Genomic DNA, 17,430 nt, shown 5'->3' with positions numbered 1-17,430 from the left:
CGACGGTCGCGCGCTGGTAGCGGTGGTCCATGCCGCACAGCCTCCGTTCCGCGATCCCCCGTGCCCGCCGTACCACAGCAGCCCTGGTCGCCTGCGCCGTCTCCGGCTGCCTGATCGCCGCGAGCGCGCCCTCGCCCGCGACGCCGCTGGGCATCGGCGACCCCCTCTTCCCGACACTCGGCAACCCGGGCTACGACGTGAAGTCGTACGACCTCTCCTTCACCTATCCCGGCAGCAACAGCAAGCCCCTCACCGCCGTCACCAGGATCAAGGCGCGGGCCACCCAGCGTCTGGACAGCGTCAACCTCGACTTCGCGCACGGCACCGTCCAGTCCGTCGACGTCAATGGCCTGCCCGCGTCCTTCACCAGCGCGGGGGAGGACCTGGTGATCACTCCGGCCGTACCGCTGCCCAGGGGCGGCACACTGCGGATCACCGTGCGGCACACCAGCGACCCCGTGTCCACGAAGGGCCAGGACGGAGGCTGGGTACGGACCGAGGACGGACTGGTGATGGCCAACCAGGCAGACGCCGCCCATCTGGTCTTCCCGTGCAACGATCACCCCTCCGACAAGGCGATGTTCACCTTCCATGTGACCGCGCCCGACACCTACACGGCCGTCGCGAACGGTGTGGCCCGGGGAGCCGAGCGGACCGGCGGGTCCATCACCTGGAACTACCGCACCCGGCACCCCATGGCGACCGAGCTCGCCCAGGTCTCCATCGGCCGCAGCACCGTCCTGCACCGCCGGGGACCGCACGGACTGCCCCTGCGCGACGTCGTACCCGCCAAGGACGCGGCGGTCCTCGAACCGTGGCTGAAGAAGACCTCCGACCAGATCGCCTGGATGGAGAAGAAGGTCGGCCGCTACCCCTTCGAGACGTACGGGCTGCTCATCGCCCAGGCGCGGACCGGCTTCGAGCTGGAGACGCAGACGCTCTCCCTCTTCGAGAAGGGGGTGTTCACCGAGCCGGCCTATCCCGCCTGGTACGTCGAGTCGATCATGGTGCACGAACTGTCCCATCAGTGGTTCGGCGACAGCGTCAGCCCGCGCGGCTGGTCCGACCTGTGGCTGAACGAGGGGCATGCCACCTGGTACGAGGCCCTGTATGCGGACGAGACCGCGCATCGGCCCCTTCAGACCCGTATGAAGGCGGCGTACGCCCGCTCCGACCAGTGGCGGGCGACCGGCGGCCCGCCCGCCGACCCCAGGCCGGCGAAGCCCGGCCAGAAGATCAGCCTCTTCCGGCCGAACGTCTACGACGGCTCCGCGCTCGTCCTGTACGCGCTGCGCCAGGAGATCGGGAACCGCGCCTTCGAGCGCCTGGAGCGGGCCTGGGTGGCCGTGCACAGGGACGGCACGGCCGACACGGCCGATTTCGAGCACCTGGCCTCCGTCATCGCCGGACGCGATCTGACCTCGTTCTTCGCGGCCTGGCTGCACGGCGAGAGGACCCCGCCCATGCCGGGGCACCCGGACTGGAAGAGCGACCCCGTGCGGGCCTCCAAGACCACGCGATAAGTCGGGTGACGCGGCGAGCCGCGCCGTGCGACCATCGTCGGGTCGGCGGCGCGGCCCTCGGGGCGGCGGGCGGCCGGGAATGTCCCGGACCGCTCGAGCGTTGACCCTGGTGCCGTGAGGTGTGGCCGAGACTGGCGCACACCACACCGCGAACGTTATCCCCAACGACGTAAGGACCCAATGACCTCCTCTTCTTCCTCTTCTCAGGACACCAAGCGCGTTGCGCACGCCTATCCCGAGGGTCTTCGGGCCGATGCCCTGATGGAAGAGGACGTCGCCTGGAGCCACGAGATCGACGGAGAGCGGGACGGCGACCAGTTCGACCGCTCCGAGCGTGCGGCGCTACGCCGTGTCGCCGGACTCTCCACCGAGCTCGAGGACGTCACCGAGGTCGAGTACCGACAGCTGCGCCTGGAGCGCGTCGTGCTCGTCGGGGTGTGGACCTCGGGGACCGTGCAGGACGCGGAGAACTCGCTCGCCGAGCTGGCCGCCCTCGCCGAGACGGCGGGAGCGATGGTGCTCGACGGCGTGATCCAGCGCCGCGACAAGCCCGACGCGGCCACCTACATCGGCTCCGGCAAGGCCCTGGAGCTGCGGGACATCGTCATCGAAACGGGTGCGGACACCGTCATCTGCGACGGTGAGCTCAGCCCCGGCCAGCTGATCCATCTCGAGGACGTCGTCAAGGTCAAGGTCATCGACCGCACGGCCCTGATCCTGGACATCTTCGCCCAGCACGCCAAGTCCCGAGAGGGCAAGGCGCAGGTCGCACTCGCGCAGATGCAGTACATGCTGCCGAGGCTCCGAGGCTGGGGTCAGTCGCTGTCCCGGCAGATGGGCGGCGGCAGCGGCGGTCTGGCGACCCGTGGTCCCGGTGAGACCAAGATCGAGACGGACCGGCGGCGGATCCGCGAGAAGATGGCGAAGATGCGCCGGGAGATCGCGGACATGAAGACCGGCCGCGAGATCAAGCGCCAGGAGCGCCGGCGCCACAAGGTGCCGTCGGTGGCTATCGCGGGCTACACCAACGCGGGCAAGTCCTCCCTGCTCAACCGGCTCACCGGCGCGGGCGTCCTGGTCGAGAACGCGCTGTTCGCGACCCTCGACCCCACCGTGCGCCGGGCCGAGACCCCGAGCGGGCGGCTGTACACCCTGGCCGACACCGTCGGTTTCGTGCGGCATCTGCCCCACCACCTGGTCGAGGCGTTCCGCTCCACCATGGAGGAGGTCGGCGACTCCGACCTGATCCTGCACGTGGTGGACGGCTCGCACCCGGTGCCCGAGGAGCAGCTGGCCGCCGTACGCGAGGTGATCAGGGACGTCGGTGCCACCGATGTGCCCGAGATCGTCGTGATCAACAAGGCGGACGCGGCCGACCCGCTGGTCCTCCAGCGGCTGCTGCGGACGGAGAAGCGCGCGATCGCGGTCTCGGCCCGCACCGGCAGGGGCATCCAGGAGCTGCTGGCCCTGCTCGACAACGAGCTGCCCAGGCCGTCGGTCGAGATCGAGGCGCTCGTGCCGTACACGCACGGTCGTCTGGTGGCACGCGCCCATTCCGAGGGCGACGTGATCTCCGAGGAGCACACCCCGGAGGGCACGCTGCTCAAGGCCCGGGTGCACGAGGAGCTGGCGGCCGAGCTGGCGCCGTACGCTCCGGCTCCCGCGTTCTGACCCAGAGCCGGCCGAGGGGCCACCCCTCACATGCGAAAGGCCCGCTCCCTGTGCAAGGGAGCGGGCCTTCCCGTGTCCATGACCGCCTGCCGTCGGGAGCCGTCAGGGGCGGAGCCTCACTGGTTCGCGAACTTCTTGCTGACCGACTCGTAGACCCCCTTGGCCACGTCGCCGAGCCGGGGTCCGGCCAGCCAGCCGGAGGTCACCGGGCCGATCGAGGTGTTGGACACCAGCACCGGGTTGCCGTCCGGGCCGTTCTCCACCCAGCCGCCGCCGGACGCACCGCCGGTCATGGTGCAGCCGATGCGGTACATCGTGGGGTCCGCCTTCTCGATCGAGAGCCGGCCGGGCTTGTCCTGGCACCGGTACAGCTTCTGGCCGTCGAACGGGGCCGCCGCCGGGTAGCCGGTCGCGGTGATGCTGTCCACCTTGGGAACGGCCGGTGCGTTGAAGGCGACCGGGAGGGCCGAACCGACCGTCTCCTCCAGTGACTTGCCTCCGCTGCCCTGCTCGGGCGTCACATGGATCACGGCGTAGTCGTACGACGCTCCCTGGCCGCCGGTCTCGCCGCCCTGCTCGATCCACTGCTCCGAGGTCTGAGCCCAGTCACCCCACCAGACTCCGTACGGGGCGATCTCCTCCCGCTTCGCGTTGCCCAGCTCGGCCTCCGTCTTCCCGGAGTTGTTGTACGCGGGCACGAACGCGATGTTGCGGTACCAGCCGCCCTTCCTGCCGGCGTGCACGCAGTGGCCCGCGGTCCACACGAGGTTGGACTTGCCCGGGTGGGCCGGATCCTGGACGACGGTCGCAGAGCAGACCATCGTGCCCTCGGGGGAGTCGAAGAACACCTTGCCCGCCGTGGGGGCGTTGTCGTGATACGCGGGCGCCACCGCCTGCGCCCTCACCGGGGCCGGTACCGGGTCCGTGACCCCCTGGTCGCCCGAGAGGTCGTTGTCGTCGACACCCCTGTCGGGGTCGTCGGCCTCACGCATCCGGTCCGGGTTCCACAGGCCCTTGATGATCGGGTTGATGAAGTCGTCGGCCTCGCGCAGCCAGTCGTCCTTGTTCCAGTTCTTCCAGGCGCCGTTCTTCCACTTGTCGATGTCGATCCCGTGTTCCCGCAGCTTCTGCTTGATGTCGTCCGGGATCTTGATCTTGCCGTCGCTCGCGGAGGACGCGGTCGCGGACGCGCTCGCCTTGGCGTCCGCCGTGCTGTCCCCGCCCGAGTCGCACGCCGTCGCGGTCAGCGCCAGTGCCGTGGCGAGGCCGACCGCTGCCAGCGTGGGGAAGACCGTGCGGCGCGCGCTCCTTCCTCGGCGTTCTGCGAAGAGCGGGCGTATGGATCGCATGGTCTGAACTCCCCCTGGAATGAACCTGTGTGACGAGGACGGTGCCCCGCCGTGGAGGGCGGGACGTCTTCGACGGGCATGTGCTTCCACTGAACAGCACCACACACTATGCGTGTGCTGTGGGGGGCTTCCCACGGATCGGCAACGGTTCGGCTACAAGGCGCCCAGCCGTGGATCATCGGGATTCGCTTGCGGGGAACGGTTGTTGAGCCGGAGGGGCGGGCCGTCCGCGCCGATGTGGCGCGGCACGACGAAGTCCGGCGATGGGCGGCTGCGCCGACACCGGGAAGGCGCGCGGGCGGCGCGGGACCGCCCGGTGGGTGGGGGCCGTCCGCGCGTGGACACATGCGGGCCACCGCATCAGCCGGTACCTGGGCGGCACCGGCTGATCGGATCCAATTTCCCCAACGGGGGTGCCCATCGCGGCAGTCCGACGCCCTGCACTACCCAGGAGGGGCAACACCGGCCGACTACCACGCCCCCCGGAGAGGATGGGCGGCCCACCGGTTGGATATTCCCATCCAACCTTTTCTGACAGCGTGTCAGCAAGTAGTTTCCTGGTACATCACTCGAACAGGTGAGCAGATTCGTTTCACTTGTTTTTCGCGCGGTTGAACCGGCCCCCTTGCCTCATGTCGCCCGGGTTCCGCAACCGATTCGCGCCCTGATGAATCGGAGGAATCGGCACGGTGATTCAGAAGTGATAGGGGGATTTCCGGCAATGTCCTGCCGCCCGGTGCGGGGGTGTTCCGTTCGATGCGTGTGCCACCGCCGAGCGCGACGGGCGCACTCCGCGTCCCCGGTGGTGGCGGCAGGGCGGGTGGGGGTTCGCGTGGCGAAGTCCGCGGAAACGGCGCGTCCATACCGACGGGTGGGGCCGAGATGCTCCTCGTTGTTGTGGCGATAGGGCAGTCCGACCTCAAATCGCCCTGCTGCAAAGGGACTTGATTTCCATTCCGCAAGTAGGGGAGCTGGGCTCGAATTGCTCCATTCGGGTGATGGAGTCGACGGTCTCTTGTAACTCGATCGGATGCATGCGTCACTGGAAATGTGAAACCGGCGGGCTGCCCATCCCCGTGCCGGGGGAACGTTCAGACAGGCAGCGCTTGCCGGTTTTCTCCATGCCCACAGGCAGGGAACGGGCTGTTGCGCACAAAGCCGTAGGTGCCGGGGTGACTGTCCCCTCGTTCGCCCCGCGCCCGGCAGCCCCCGCGCCGTGCTGCGCTCCGCCTCGGAGAGCCCGGCAGAGGCTGACGACTCCCGCCATCGGCGCCGGTCCAGGACCGCTCCGCCGGTTGCCCACACCATCCCAGCGCAGCAGGAAGAAGGAGTGTCCCCATGCCTATCTCTCCGAACCAGGGTTCCACCGGCGGCGGCACGCTGGTGACCATCACGGGTACCAACCTCTCCAACACCAGCGCGGTGACATTCGGCGCCAAGCCGGCCACGGCCGTCACCAACGTCTCGCCGACCCAGGTCACCGCGGTCTCCCCGTCCGGGACCGGATCGGTCGGGGTGACCGTCACGACCCCGGGCGGGACCAGTAACCCGGTGCCGTTCTTCTATGTCGGCGCCCCGTTCAAGTCCTCCCTGAGCGAGAGCGCGGGGCCCCTGGCCGGCGGCAACACGATCACCGTCAACGGCACGGGCCTGTCGACCGCGACAAGCGTGTCCTTCGGTGGGAACACCGCCACCCCGACGGTGGTCTCCGACACGGCCATCACCGTGGCGGTGCCGGCGGGCGCGGCGGCCGGGCCGGTGTCGGTGAGCGTGACGACTGCGGGCGGCACCAACAACGGCCTGTCCTACACCTACATCGACGACCCCACGATCACCACGATCACCCCGACCACGGGACCGACCTCGGGTGGCACGGCGCTGACCATCGTGGGCACCAACTTCACCAGCACGGAGTCGGTCACCTTCGACGGCGTCGCCGGGCCGTTCTCCGTCGTCAACTCCACCACGCTCTCGGCGGTCACCCCGCCCGGCACGGCCGGTGCCGCCGACGTCGTGGTCACCAACCCTGCCGGATCCGCCACCGCGGCCGGCGGCTTCACGTACGTCGCCGGTCCCGGCATCTAGTCCGCCGGCTCCGCACAGGGTTCGACACCCGTCCGAGCGGCGGTCCCGCGCCGCTCGGGCGGGCCCTCACATCCACCGTCCTTGCCCGAACAGGTCTGTTTGCGGATCCGACCCCCGCAGTGACGCGTGAAGGAGTGCACTCATGGCTGCCCCCGTCGTCTCCTCGATCAGTCCCACCCAGGGGCCGATGTCCGGTGGGAACACCGTCACCCTGACCGGTACCGGCTTCAGCGGGGCGACTGCCGTCAGGTTCGGCGGCATCGCCGCCATCTCGTTCACCATCCTCGGCAGCACAAAGATCCTCGCGGTGGTCCCGGCCGGCGCCGGGGCGGTCAACGTCACCGTCACCACCAGCGAGGGCACCAGCGCCCAGACCGTCACCTACACCTATGTCGCCGCCCCCTCGCTGTCGAGCCTGTCGCCCGATCAGGGCCCCGTCTCGGGAGGCATCGTGGTGACGCTCACGGGAGCGAACCTGTCGAGTGCGACGGCGGTACGTTTCGACGCGATCGCGGCGCTGTCGTTCACCGTCGTCTCCGCCACCCAGATCTCCGCGGTCGCCCCCGCGCATGCGGCCGGAGCCGCGGCGGTCACGGTGACCACCGCGGGCGGCACCAGCAACTCCCTGACCTTCTCCTACGTCGTGGCGCCCTCGGTCACCGGCCTGACGCCCGCTCAAGGCCCGGCCTCGGGGGGAACCGTGGTGACCCTGACGGGTACGAACCTGTCGGGTGCGACGGCGGTACGTTTCGACGGGATCGCGGCGCCGACGTTCACCGTCGTCTCCGCCACCCAAATCTCCGCGGTGACCCCCGTCCATGCGGCCGGAGCCGCGGCGGTCACGGTGACCACCCCGGGCGGCATCAGCAACCCCGAGAACCCCAGCATGTACTTCTACTATGCCGCGGTGCCGTCACTCGTCTCCGTCACGCCGACGTCCGGAACCACCGCGGGAGGGACCGTGGTGACGATCATGGGCACCAGCCTGTCCGGTGCCACGGCCGTGGATTTCGACGGGATCGCGGCGACGTCGTTCACGGTCGCCTCCTCCACTGCGATGACCGCGGTGACTCCGGCCCATGCGGCCGGTACCGCGGCGATCACGGTGACCACCCCCGGCGGCACCGGCAACCCGCTCACCTACGACTACTACGACACCCCCACGCTGAGCACCCTGACCCCGGGCCTGGGGCCCACCTACGCCGGCAACACGGTCACGCTGACCGGGACGAGCCTGACGACCACCACCGACGTCCGGTTCGGCGGCGCTGCGGCGTCGTTCACCGTGCTGTCCCCCACCGAGGTCACGGCCGTCGCCCCGGCGGGCCCCGCCGGGCCGGTGTCCGTCACGGTGGTCACGACCGCCGGCGTCAGCAACGGGCTGACCTATACCCGGGTTGCGGGCCCCGGTATTTGACACCCCGTCGGACGGCGATCGGGTCGGTGGTGGTACGGGCCGCCACTCGTGTGACCTCGGTGCTCCGGCCCCTGCCGAACGGGCCTGCCATGAGAGGGATGATCAGGTTTTGGTCGTGTCATAACAACAATCTCCCTGGCATATGCGCTTTTCTCTTCACGTCCCCCTTGATCGCAGACGCCCAGCGGAAGGCGTGGTGGTTCGTGATGCGTAGGTCAGTCGGTACATCGCTGGTTCTGGGGGCGGTGAGTCTCGGCCTGACGTGTGAGTTGGCGGGGGCTGCGACGGCAGTCCAGGGGGTGACGGGTGCCGTGCGGACCGGGGCTGTCGCCTTCCGCGCGGGAGGGAACGGGCCTTCGGAGCCGGTTCGCGGGATCGTCGAGGCCAGGTCCGGCTTGAGCATCCGCGCCCTGCCGACGGCCAACTCCGCCGAGCTGGGCAAGTACCCGAAGGACGCCCGGATCGGTATCCGGTGCAGGGCGTTCGGGGAGAGCGTCGACGGCGACTCGACGTGGTACCGGCTTGCGAACCGCACGGGTTGGGTGGCTGCCCGCTACGTGAAGGTCTCGAGCCCAGTGCCGCTGTGCGGCGAGCCGGGTCCTCAGGGCCCGCAGGGTGCTCCGGGAGCGCAAGGCACCCCGGGAGCGACTGGAGCTCAGGGCACGCAGGGTACACAGGGCGGGACAGGGGCGACCGGCACTCAAGGGGCCACCGGGGCGACCGGCCCTCAGGGACAGACGGGCGGTACCGGTCCGCAGGGCGGCACGGGGGCGACGGGTGCGCAGGGCGCGGTGGGCCCGCAGGGTGGGATCGGGGCGACGGGGGCCCAGGGTGAGACCGGGGCGACCGGAGCTCAGGGCGGCACTGGTGCGCAGGGTGCGGTGGGCCCGCAGGGTGGGATCGGGGCGACGGGGGCCCAGGGTGAGACCGGGGCGACCGGAGCTCAGGGCGGGACCGGGGCAACTGGTGCTCAGGGTGAGACCGGGGCGGCCGGTGTTCAGGGTGCTGCGGGTCCGCAGGGCGGGACCGGTGCGCAGGGTGCGGTGGGCCCGCAGGGCGGGATCGGGGCGACGGGGGCCCAGGGTGAGACCGGGGCGACCGGAGCCCAGGGCGGGACCGGTGCGCAGGGTGCGGCTGGTCCGCAGGGCGGGACCGGTGCTCAGGGTGCCGCGGGTGCTCAAGGCGAGTCCGGGGCGACCGGAGCTCAAGGTACGGCGGGCCCGCAGGGTGAGACCGGGACAACTGGTGCTCAGGGTGCGGCTGGTGCGCAGGGCGAGACCGGTGCCCCGGGCACTCAGGGAGCCACCGGTTCTCAAGGGGCGACCGGTGCGCAGGGTGAGCCCGGCTCGACGGGTGCTCAGGGCGCGACGGGTGCTCAAGGTGAGACCGGGGCGGCCGGTGTTCAGGGCGCTGCGGGTCCGCAGGGCGGGACCGGTACCCAGGGTGCCGCCGGTGCTCAGGGTGAGACCGGGGCGACCGGCGCTCAAGGTGCTGCTGGTCCGCAAGGCGATACCGGAGCCCCCGGCACTCAGGGCGAGCCCGGCGTGCCGGGCGCTCAAGGCGCCACTGGTACTCAGGGTGCTGCCGGGCCGCAGGGCGAGACCGGTGCCGCGGGTACGCAGGGTGTTGCGGGTCCGCAGGGCGAGACCGGTGCGACGGGCGTTCAGGGTGCAACCGGTGCGCAGGGCGGGACCGGTGCTCAGGGCGCTGCTGGGCCGCAGGGCGAGACCGGTGCCGCGGGTACGCAGGGTGTTGCGGGTCCGCAGGGTGAGATCGGCGCCACGGGCGTTCAGGGTGCAACCGGACCCCAAGGCCCCTCCGGCGTCCAGCAGATCAATACCTTCGATGCGGAGGGGGAGCTCGGTCCGGGGCAGACGGGGAATCTGGTCGCTGTCTGCGATCCGGGACAGAAGGCGATTTCCGGTGGCTTCATTGCCGGTGTCGGAGCCCTGAGCCCCGACATCTTCGCCACGAAGAACTACGCGAGCATGAGCAACAACAGCACGGTCGACAACAGCTGGACCGTCGAATTCCACAACACTTCCACCACCGAGACGTACGACAACTTCGTTCGGGTCTACTGCGTGCCGTCGTAGCGCAGCGTCGTCCAGCCCGTGATCAGGAGCCGTCCGTCCGGCGGTTCGGGAATGGGCGGACAGGCGAGCGGGGCTCTGTTCCGGCAGAGGGTCGACCAGGACCCGCTGTCGCAACGGAGCCCCGTGGTCGTTCCTTGAGCCGGAAGTCGAACGGCGCAAAGCCGAGTTCGGCAAGGCCGGGCCGGGACGCGGACCGCGAAGTGAGCTCAGTGACAGGGGCGTTGAGCACGGCCGACCGGGCAGCGATGTTGTCCGGCCCCCCACTGAGGGGCCGTTGTCGCAGGGCGGACGCAGCGCCCGCCCCCGGGTCCGGGCGATCGGGTGTGCCGGCGCCCGCCGGGCACCGGCTATGGCGGAACGACCGGCAACGATCTTGCTCTCACCCGCTTCCACAGGGCGTTGACGTCGTTGGTATGTACGGGGTGATCTGCTGTCCGTGGTCAACTCTCGCCCCATCCCCTCTGGACAGCGGGAGGAACTGACGTCGTGACCGTGACGGAGACTGCGGTGGTGCCGGTGGAGGGCGAGCCGGAGGTGTACGCGGCAACGGACGGGGAGCGCGCGGCACACGAGACGGGGGGAGTGCGCACGGCGCACGAGAGCATTCTGCGTCGTCAGTCGGCGCGCGAGTCCGCGGCACGCACCTATGCGCGGGCCCTCCCGATCGTGCCCGTGCGGGCACGCGGGCTCACCATCGAGGGCGCGGACGGCCGCCGTTATCTCGACTGCCTCTCCGGGGCGGGCACACTGGCCCTCGGCCACAACCACCCGGTGGTCCTCGAGGCGATCCGCAAGGTTCTCGACTCGGGTGCCCCGTTGCACGTCCTGGACCTGGCCACCCCTGTCAAGGACGCCTTCACCACCGAGCTGTTCCGGACCCTGCCGTCCGGGTTGGCGGACCGCGCGCGTGTGCAGTTCTGCGGTCCGGCGGGGACGGACGCCGTGGAGGCCGCCCTCAAGCTGGTGCGTGCCGCGACCGGCCGCAGCGGGATTCTGGCCTTCACCGGCGCCTACCACGGGATGACCGCCGGGGCTCTGGAGGTGTCCGGAGGCGCCGCCGACGTCCGGGTGGCCCGGCTGCCGTACCCGCAGGACTACCGCTGCCCGTTCGGGATCGGCGGCGAGCCCGGCGCCGAACTGGGCGCCCGCTGGACCGAGTCACTCCTCGACGATGCCAAGTCGGGCGTGACACTGCCCGCCGGGATGATCCTGGAACCGGTCCAGGGCGAGGGCGGGGTCATCCCCGCGCCGGATGCCTGGATGCGCCGCATGCGCCGGATCACCGAGGACCGGTCCATCCCGCTGATCGCGGACGAGGTACAGACGGGCGTGGGTCGCACGGGGCGCTTCTGGGCCGTCGAACACAGCGGTGTGGTGCCCGACGTCATGGTCCTCTCCAAGGCGATCGGCGGCAGCCTTCCGCTCGCCGTCGTGGTCTACCGCGACGACCTCGACGTCTGGCAACCAGGCGCCCACGCCGGCACGTTCCGCGGCAACCAACTCGCCATGGCCGCCGGAGCGGCCACCCTCGCCTACGTCCGTGAGAACGGCCTCGCCGGGCGCGCCGAAGCACTCGGCACCCGCATGCTGGCCCGACTCGGCCCCCTGGCGGACGAGTTCCCCTTCATCGGGGAGGTCCGCGGCCGCGGGCTGATGATCGGTATGGAGATCGTCGACGCCGAGGCCACGCCCGGCCCGATGGCCCAGGACCCGCCCACGGCCGACGCCCGACGGGCAGGGCCGCTCCCCGCCGCGCCCGCACGTGCGGCCGCCGTCCAGAGGGAGTGCCTGCGGCGCGGCCTGATCGTGGAACTGGGCGGGCGGCACGCCAGTGTGGTCCGGCTGCTGCCGCCGCTGACGATCACCGACGAGCAGACGAGCGCGGTCCTGGACCGGCTGGCGGACGCGGTGGCCGCGGTGGCGCGGGAGACCGTCAAGTCCTGAGACCCGTGCCGCGCTCCCCGGACCGGGCTGCGCAGCCCGGTCCGCCTCGCGTCCGATGCCGCACGAGAAGGACCGGGCCCTGGACGCACGACCGCCCCCACATCCGTACTGCACGGCCCGTCACCGCACGAGCCGGAGACCTCATGAGGAACGACCTTGAACGCCACCCCCACCCCCGACGGCGGCTCCCGGACCCCTGAGCAGGAGACCGGCGGCACACAGGCCACCGCGCTCGCGCCGAGGCCCCCCACGGTCCCCCGGCAGGAGGCAGCAGCCCCACCGGAGTCAGAGGTGGTGCGCGGCGCCGACCTGCTGGAGGATCCCGATCCGCACCTGGCGGCCCAGGCCGCGACCGTGGAGAACCTGCTGCGCTGCTGGGTCCGCGAGCACGATCTCGCCGCTCCGGCCGACGGTGTACTGCGGATCCCGCTCCCCGCCGGTGCGACGGCGCTCCTCGTCCCTGTCCGGTACTGGTCCATGACGGGCTGGCACCGGTTCGGCCTGCCACGGCTCGCCGGGACGTCCGACTCGGCCCCGCCCGCCGACGCCGTGACGGTGGCGACCCTGCTGGCCCGGGAGGCCGGTGCCGCCCGGCAGGCAGCCGCCCCGGCCTCCGCATCGCCCACGGCATCCGGCTTCCCGCACGACCACGTCGCCGACCTGGTGGCCCGCGTGGCCGACTCCGTCCGCCGCACCACGACCTTCATCGCCGAGCGGCGCGAGCGCAGCGCGGACGAGTCGGACCTCTTCCTCTCCGCCGAGCAGGCGCTACTGCTCGGGCACCCGATGCACCCGACGGCCAAGAGCCGCGAGGGACTCTCCGACACCGAGGCCCGGCTCTACTCGCCGGAACTCAGGGGCCGCTTCCCACTGCACTGGCTGGCGGTCGCACCCTCCGTACTCGCGGCCGACTCGGCGTGGACGGAGGGCGGCCGGACCGTGCCCGCCGGCCTGCTCGCCCTGCGGCTCGCGGCGTCGGACCTCCCGCTGCCCGAGAACTTCACCGCACTGCCCCTCCATCCCTGGCAGGCGCGGGAGATCCGGCACCGTCCACAGGCAGCCGCCCTGCTGGAGGCCGGACTGATCCGCGATCTCGGCGCACACGGAGAGCCCTGGTGCCCCACCTCCTCCGTCCGCACCGTCCATCGCTCGGGCGTCCCGGCGATGCTGAAACTGTCGCTGGGCCTGCGCATCACCAACTCCCGCCGCGAGAACCTCCGCAAGGAACTCCACCGGGGCGCCGAGGTGCACCGACTGCTGCGCGGCGGCCTCGGCAGGGAATGGCGCTCCGTGCACCCCGGCTTCGACATCGTCCGCGACCCGGCCTGGCTGGCCGTCGACGACCCGGACGGCATGCCCGTGGCCGGATTGGACGTGGTCATCCGGCACAATCCGTTCGGCCCGACGGACGACGCCTGCTGCCTCGCCGGCCTCGTCTCGCCCAGGGCCCGCGCCCTGCCCACCGGACAGCAGCGACCCGGCCCGGCCTCCAGGCTCGCCGAGACGGTGATCCGTCTCGCCGCACGCACCGGCCGCTCACGCGGCGCCGTCGCCACCGAATGGTTCCTGCGCTACCTGGAACAGGTGGTGCGCCCGGTGCTCTGGCTGGACGGGCAGGCCGGCATCGCCGTGGAGGCGCACCAGCAGAACACCGTCGTCCTCCTGGACCCCGAAGGGTGGCCCGTGGGCGGCCGCTACCGCGACAACCAGGGCTACTACTTCCGCGAGTCCCGCCGCGCCGAACTCGACGCACGGCTGCCCGGCATCGGTGAGCACAGCGACACCTTCGTCTCCGACGAGGTGGCCGACGAACGCTTCGCCTACTACCTGGGCATCAACAACGTCCTCGGTCTGATCGGCGCGTTCGGCTCCCAGGGCCTCGCCGACGAACGGCTGTTGCTGGCGGCCTTCCGTCGCTTCCTCGCCTCCGCCGCCTGCGGCCCCGGACGGCTGCGCACCTCCCTGCCGGCCCGCCTGCTCGAGTCACCCGTCCTGCGCTGCAAGGCCAATCTGCTGACCCGGCTGCACGGCCTGGACGAACTCGTCGGCCCGGTGGACACCCAGTCCGTCTATGTCACCGTCACCAACCCCCTTCATCCCTGAACGTCATCCGTCCCCACTCTTGAGAGGAGCGTCGCCGTGTCCCCGATCGACGCGAACAGCGGCGCCGGCACCGCCTCCGCCCCCAGCGCGGGGCCCGCCACCCGCTCGGCCGCCGGATCCGGTGCCGACGGGCGTCTGCGCCCGAACCCCGGCTCGGACTGCGAGGACACCCTCGACCTCCGGCTGCCCGACCAGTTCATGGCCCTCGGCGTGGACCGCGGGCCGAGCCGGAGCAGAGCGGGGGCTCCCACCGCGGTCCACGCGCTCACGGCCCCGACCTGCACTTCCGACAGCCGGGCTGACGCCCCTGAGGGGCCGGCCGACCCTCCTGGCAACCCGGCCGACGCGATCGCCGGACCTGTCGCTCGACCGGGCATCCCACAGGGCGACGACCTTCTGGACCGCGTGGCCGACTGGGGCGCGACCCCCACCCCCGTCGGCCGCTTCCACCTCGTCCCGGTGGATCCGGGCCGGGACCTCCCACTCGTCGCACGCTGGATGAACGACCCCGCGGTGGCGGTGTTCTGGGACCTGGCGGGAGACGTCTCGATCACCGAGCGGCACCTGCGGGCCCAACTCGCCGGTGACGGGCGCAGCGTCCCGTGCCTCGGCATGCTGGACGGCACCCCCATGAGCTACTGGGAGATCTACCGCGCGGACCTCGACCCCCTGGCCCGCCACTACCCGGCCCGTCCCCACGACACCGGGATCCATCTCCTCATCGGGGGCGTCGCCGACCGCGGGCGCGGTCTCGGGTCCGCCCTTCTGCGCGCGGTCGCCGACCTCGTCCTCGACCGGCGTCCCTCGTGCTCACGTGTCGTCGCCGAACCCGACCTCCGCAACATCCCCTCCGTCGCCTCCTTCCTCAACGCCGGCTTCCGGTTCTCCGCAGAGGTCGACCTCCCCGAGAAGAGGGCCGCCCTGATGATGAGGGACCGGGTCCTTCGCCATGCGCTCCAGCATCATCACTCTCCGTAACGAGGGGTTTCCCGCCTCGGTTCCCGGCCCTCGTTCCCGTTCCGGCCCTCGGCCCCGGTTCCGGCTCTCCGTCTCGGTTCCCGGTCGCGCGCGGCCACGTCCCACCAAGAAGTCCTGTGCCGCATCGCCCGCCGACCCGAGGGCCGTCCCGATCCGCGATGCCAGGGGCGAGCCCTCCGTGGGCTGCGGGGACTCGTGCTTGTTTGTCAGCGGCGAGCCGTAGGGTGGTCGCGCTATGACGAAGCCCTCACTCCCCGAACTCCTGCATGCAGCCGTCTCAGCCGTCGGCGGCACGGAGCGCCCCGGCCAGGCGACCATGGCCCAAGCCGTCGCGGAGGCGATCGACGACGGTTCCCATCTGCTGGTCCAGGCCGGCACCGGCACCGGTAAGTCTCTGGGCTATCTGGTGCCCGCGCTCGCCCACGGGGAGCCCGTCGTCGTGGCGACCGCCACCCTGGCGCTGCAGCGCCAGCTCGTCGAGCGCGACCTGCCGCGCACGGTCGAGGCGCTGCACCCGCTGCTGCGCCGCCGCCCCGAGTTCGCGATGCTCAAGGGCCGCTCGAACTACCTGTGCCTGCACCGCCTGCACGAGGGAGTGCCACAGGACGAGGAGGACGGCCTGTTCGACCAGTTCGAGGCCGCCGCGCCCACCAGCAAGCTGGGGCAGGATCTGCTGCGGCTGCGGGACTGGTCCGAGGACACGGAGAGCGGCGACCGGGACGACCTCACCCCGGGCGTGTCGGACCGGGCCTGGGCCCAGGTTTCGGTGTCGTCCCGGGAGTGCCTGGGCGCATCGAAGTGCGCCTATGGCGCCGAATGCTTCGCGGAAATGGCCCGCGAACGTGCCAAGCTCGCCGAAGTCGTCGTCACCAACCACGCGCTCCTCGCGATCGACGCCATCGAGGGCGCCCCCGTCCTGCCCCAGCACGAGGTGCTCATCGTCGACGAGGCCCATGAACTGGTCTCCCGGGTGACAGGAGTGGCCACCGGCGAACTCACCCCCGGCCAGGTCAACCGCGCGGTGCGCCGCGCCGCCAAACTGGTCAACGAGAAGGCGGCCGACCAGCTCCAGACCGCAGCCGAGGGCTTCGAACGGCTGATGGAGCTCGCCCTGCCCGGGCGCCTCGAGGAGGTCCCGGAGGACCTCGGGTACGCCCTCATGGCGCTGCGTGACGCCGCCCGCACGGTGATCTCCGCGCTCGGGACCACCCGCGACAAGTCCGTCCAGGACGAGGACGCCGTCCGCAAGCAGGCACTCGCCTCCGTGGAGAGCGTGCACGACGTGGCGGAGCGGATCACCCACGGCTCGGAGTGGGACGTCGTCTGGTACGAACGGCACGACCGCTTCGGTGCGTCCCTGCGGGTCGCCCCGCTGTCCGTCTCCGGCCTCCTGCGGGAGAAGCTGTTCGCGGACCGCTCGGTGGTCCTCACGTCCGCCACACTGAAGCTGGGCGGCGACTTCAACGGCGTCGGGGCGTCCCTTGGCCTCGCCCCCGAGGGCACCGAGGGAGACGACCTGCCGAAGTGGAAGGGCGCCGACGTCGGCTCCCCCTTCGACTATCCGAAGCAGGGCATCCTGTACGTCGCGAAGCATCTGTCGCGGCCGGCCCGCGACGGCGACCGAGCGGACATGCATGACGAGCTGACGGAGCTGATCCAGGCGGCCGGCGGCCGCACGCTGGGCCTTTTCGCGTCGATGCGCGCCGCCCAACTCGCCGCCGAGGAACTGCGCACCCGTATCCCCGAGTTCCCGATCTTCCTCCAGGGCGAGGAAACGCTCGGCGAGCTGATCAAGAACTTCGCGGCCGACCCGCAGGCGTGCCTTTTCGGCACGCTGTCGCTCTGGCAGGGTGTCGACGTCCCCGGTCCGAGCTGCCAGCTGGTCGTCATGGACAAGATCCCGTTCCCGCGCCCCGACGATCCGCTGATGAGCGCCCGTCAGAAGGCCGTCGAGGAAGCGGGGGGCAACGGCTTCATGGCCGTGGCCGCCACGCACGCGGCGCTGCTGATGGCACAGGGCGCCGGCCGTCTGGTGCGGGCGACGGAAGACCGCGGGGTGGTCGCCGTGCTGGACCAGCGGCTGGCCACGGCACGCTACGGAAGCTATCTCAAGGCGTCACTGCCCGGCTTCTGGTACACGACGGACCGTAACCAGGTGCGCAAGTCCCTCGCGGCGATCGACGCAGCGGCCAAGGCACAGGAGTCATGACCCGCTGGAGCCGGGTTCGGCCAGGTCAGTACGCTGTTCGGCGGCCCAGGGGCCG

10 protein-coding genes are annotated in these 17,430 nt (G+C 71.2%); 8 read left to right on the top strand and 2 right to left on the bottom strand.

Features of this window, described 5'->3' with window-relative positions; genetic code table 11:
* Positions 1 to 29: 29 nt before the first annotated feature.
* Complete coding sequence (locus ACSHXN_RS12205) at positions 30 to 1,523, top strand: M1 family metallopeptidase (RefSeq protein WP_383352260.1); 1,494 nt, start codon at positions 30 to 32, stop codon at positions 1,521 to 1,523.
* Positions 1,524 to 1,703: 180 nt separating this feature from the next.
* Entirely contained in the window at positions 1,704 to 3,194 is a 1,491-nt protein-coding gene (hflX, locus tag ACSHXN_RS12200; protein ID WP_355801808.1) for a GTPase HflX, read from the top strand.
* Positions 3,195 to 3,310: 116 nt separating this feature from the next.
* Here the strand turns inward: hflX and ACSHXN_RS12195 are convergent, their stop codons facing one another.
* Entirely contained in the window at positions 3,311 to 4,543 is a 1,233-nt protein-coding gene (locus tag ACSHXN_RS12195; RefSeq protein WP_438303085.1) for a trypsin-like serine peptidase, read from the bottom strand.
* Between the two features lie 1,338 nt (positions 4,544 to 5,881).
* On the opposite strand from ACSHXN_RS12195, the gene ACSHXN_RS12190 reads away from it, so the two are divergent.
* Together ACSHXN_RS12190 and ACSHXN_RS12185 are read left to right on the top strand one after the other, a co-directional pair.
* Positions 5,882 to 6,628 carry an IPT/TIG domain-containing protein gene (locus ACSHXN_RS12190; protein WP_355129660.1) on the top strand — a complete coding sequence of 249 codons (747 nt, stop codon included), beginning with the start codon at positions 5,882 to 5,884 and terminating at the stop codon, positions 6,626 to 6,628.
* Positions 6,629 to 6,770: 142 nt separating this feature from the next.
* Entirely contained in the window at positions 6,771 to 8,045 is a 1,275-nt protein-coding gene (locus ACSHXN_RS12185; protein WP_438303083.1) for an IPT/TIG domain-containing protein, read from the top strand.
* Between the two features lie 215 nt (positions 8,046 to 8,260).
* Here ACSHXN_RS12185 and ACSHXN_RS12180 read toward each other — a convergent pair whose 3' ends face one another.
* Entirely contained in the window at positions 8,261 to 9,856 is a 1,596-nt protein-coding gene (locus ACSHXN_RS12180; RefSeq protein ID WP_438303081.1) for a hypothetical protein, read from the bottom strand.
* An 819-nt stretch (positions 9,857 to 10,675) separates the two neighbouring features.
* Between ACSHXN_RS12180 and ACSHXN_RS12175 the strand changes: the two genes are divergently transcribed.
* From ACSHXN_RS12175 to ACSHXN_RS12160, 4 genes are all read left to right on the top strand, one after another.
* On the top strand, positions 10,676 to 12,085 hold the full coding sequence (locus ACSHXN_RS12175; RefSeq protein WP_438306451.1) for a diaminobutyrate--2-oxoglutarate transaminase family protein: 1,410 nt from the start codon (positions 10,676 to 10,678) through the stop codon (positions 12,083 to 12,085).
* 156 nt (positions 12,086 to 12,241) lie between these two features.
* The gene (locus ACSHXN_RS12170; protein ID WP_438303080.1) at positions 12,242 to 14,188 is read left to right on the top strand and encodes an IucA/IucC family protein; all 1,947 of its coding nucleotides are present in this window, start codon (positions 12,242 to 12,244) and stop codon (positions 14,186 to 14,188) included.
* A gap of 36 nt (positions 14,189 to 14,224) precedes the next feature.
* Complete coding sequence (locus tag ACSHXN_RS12165; RefSeq protein WP_356292186.1) at positions 14,225 to 15,166, top strand: GNAT family N-acetyltransferase; 942 nt, start codon at positions 14,225 to 14,227, stop codon at positions 15,164 to 15,166.
* Positions 15,167 to 15,401: 235 nt separating this feature from the next.
* A complete protein-coding gene (locus ACSHXN_RS12160; RefSeq protein ID WP_355129650.1) occupies positions 15,402 to 17,375 on the top strand; it encodes an ATP-dependent DNA helicase in 1,974 nt (657 codons plus the stop codon).
* The last annotated feature ends 55 nt before the right edge of the window (positions 17,376 to 17,430 follow it).

This window comes from Streptomyces sp. HUAS TT11, assembly GCF_051553595.1.
Lineage (GTDB): Bacteria > Actinomycetota > Actinomycetes > Streptomycetales > Streptomycetaceae > Streptomyces.
The sequence above is the reverse complement of the archived record's forward strand: the minus strand, read 5'-3'. Positions and strand labels throughout refer to the sequence as shown.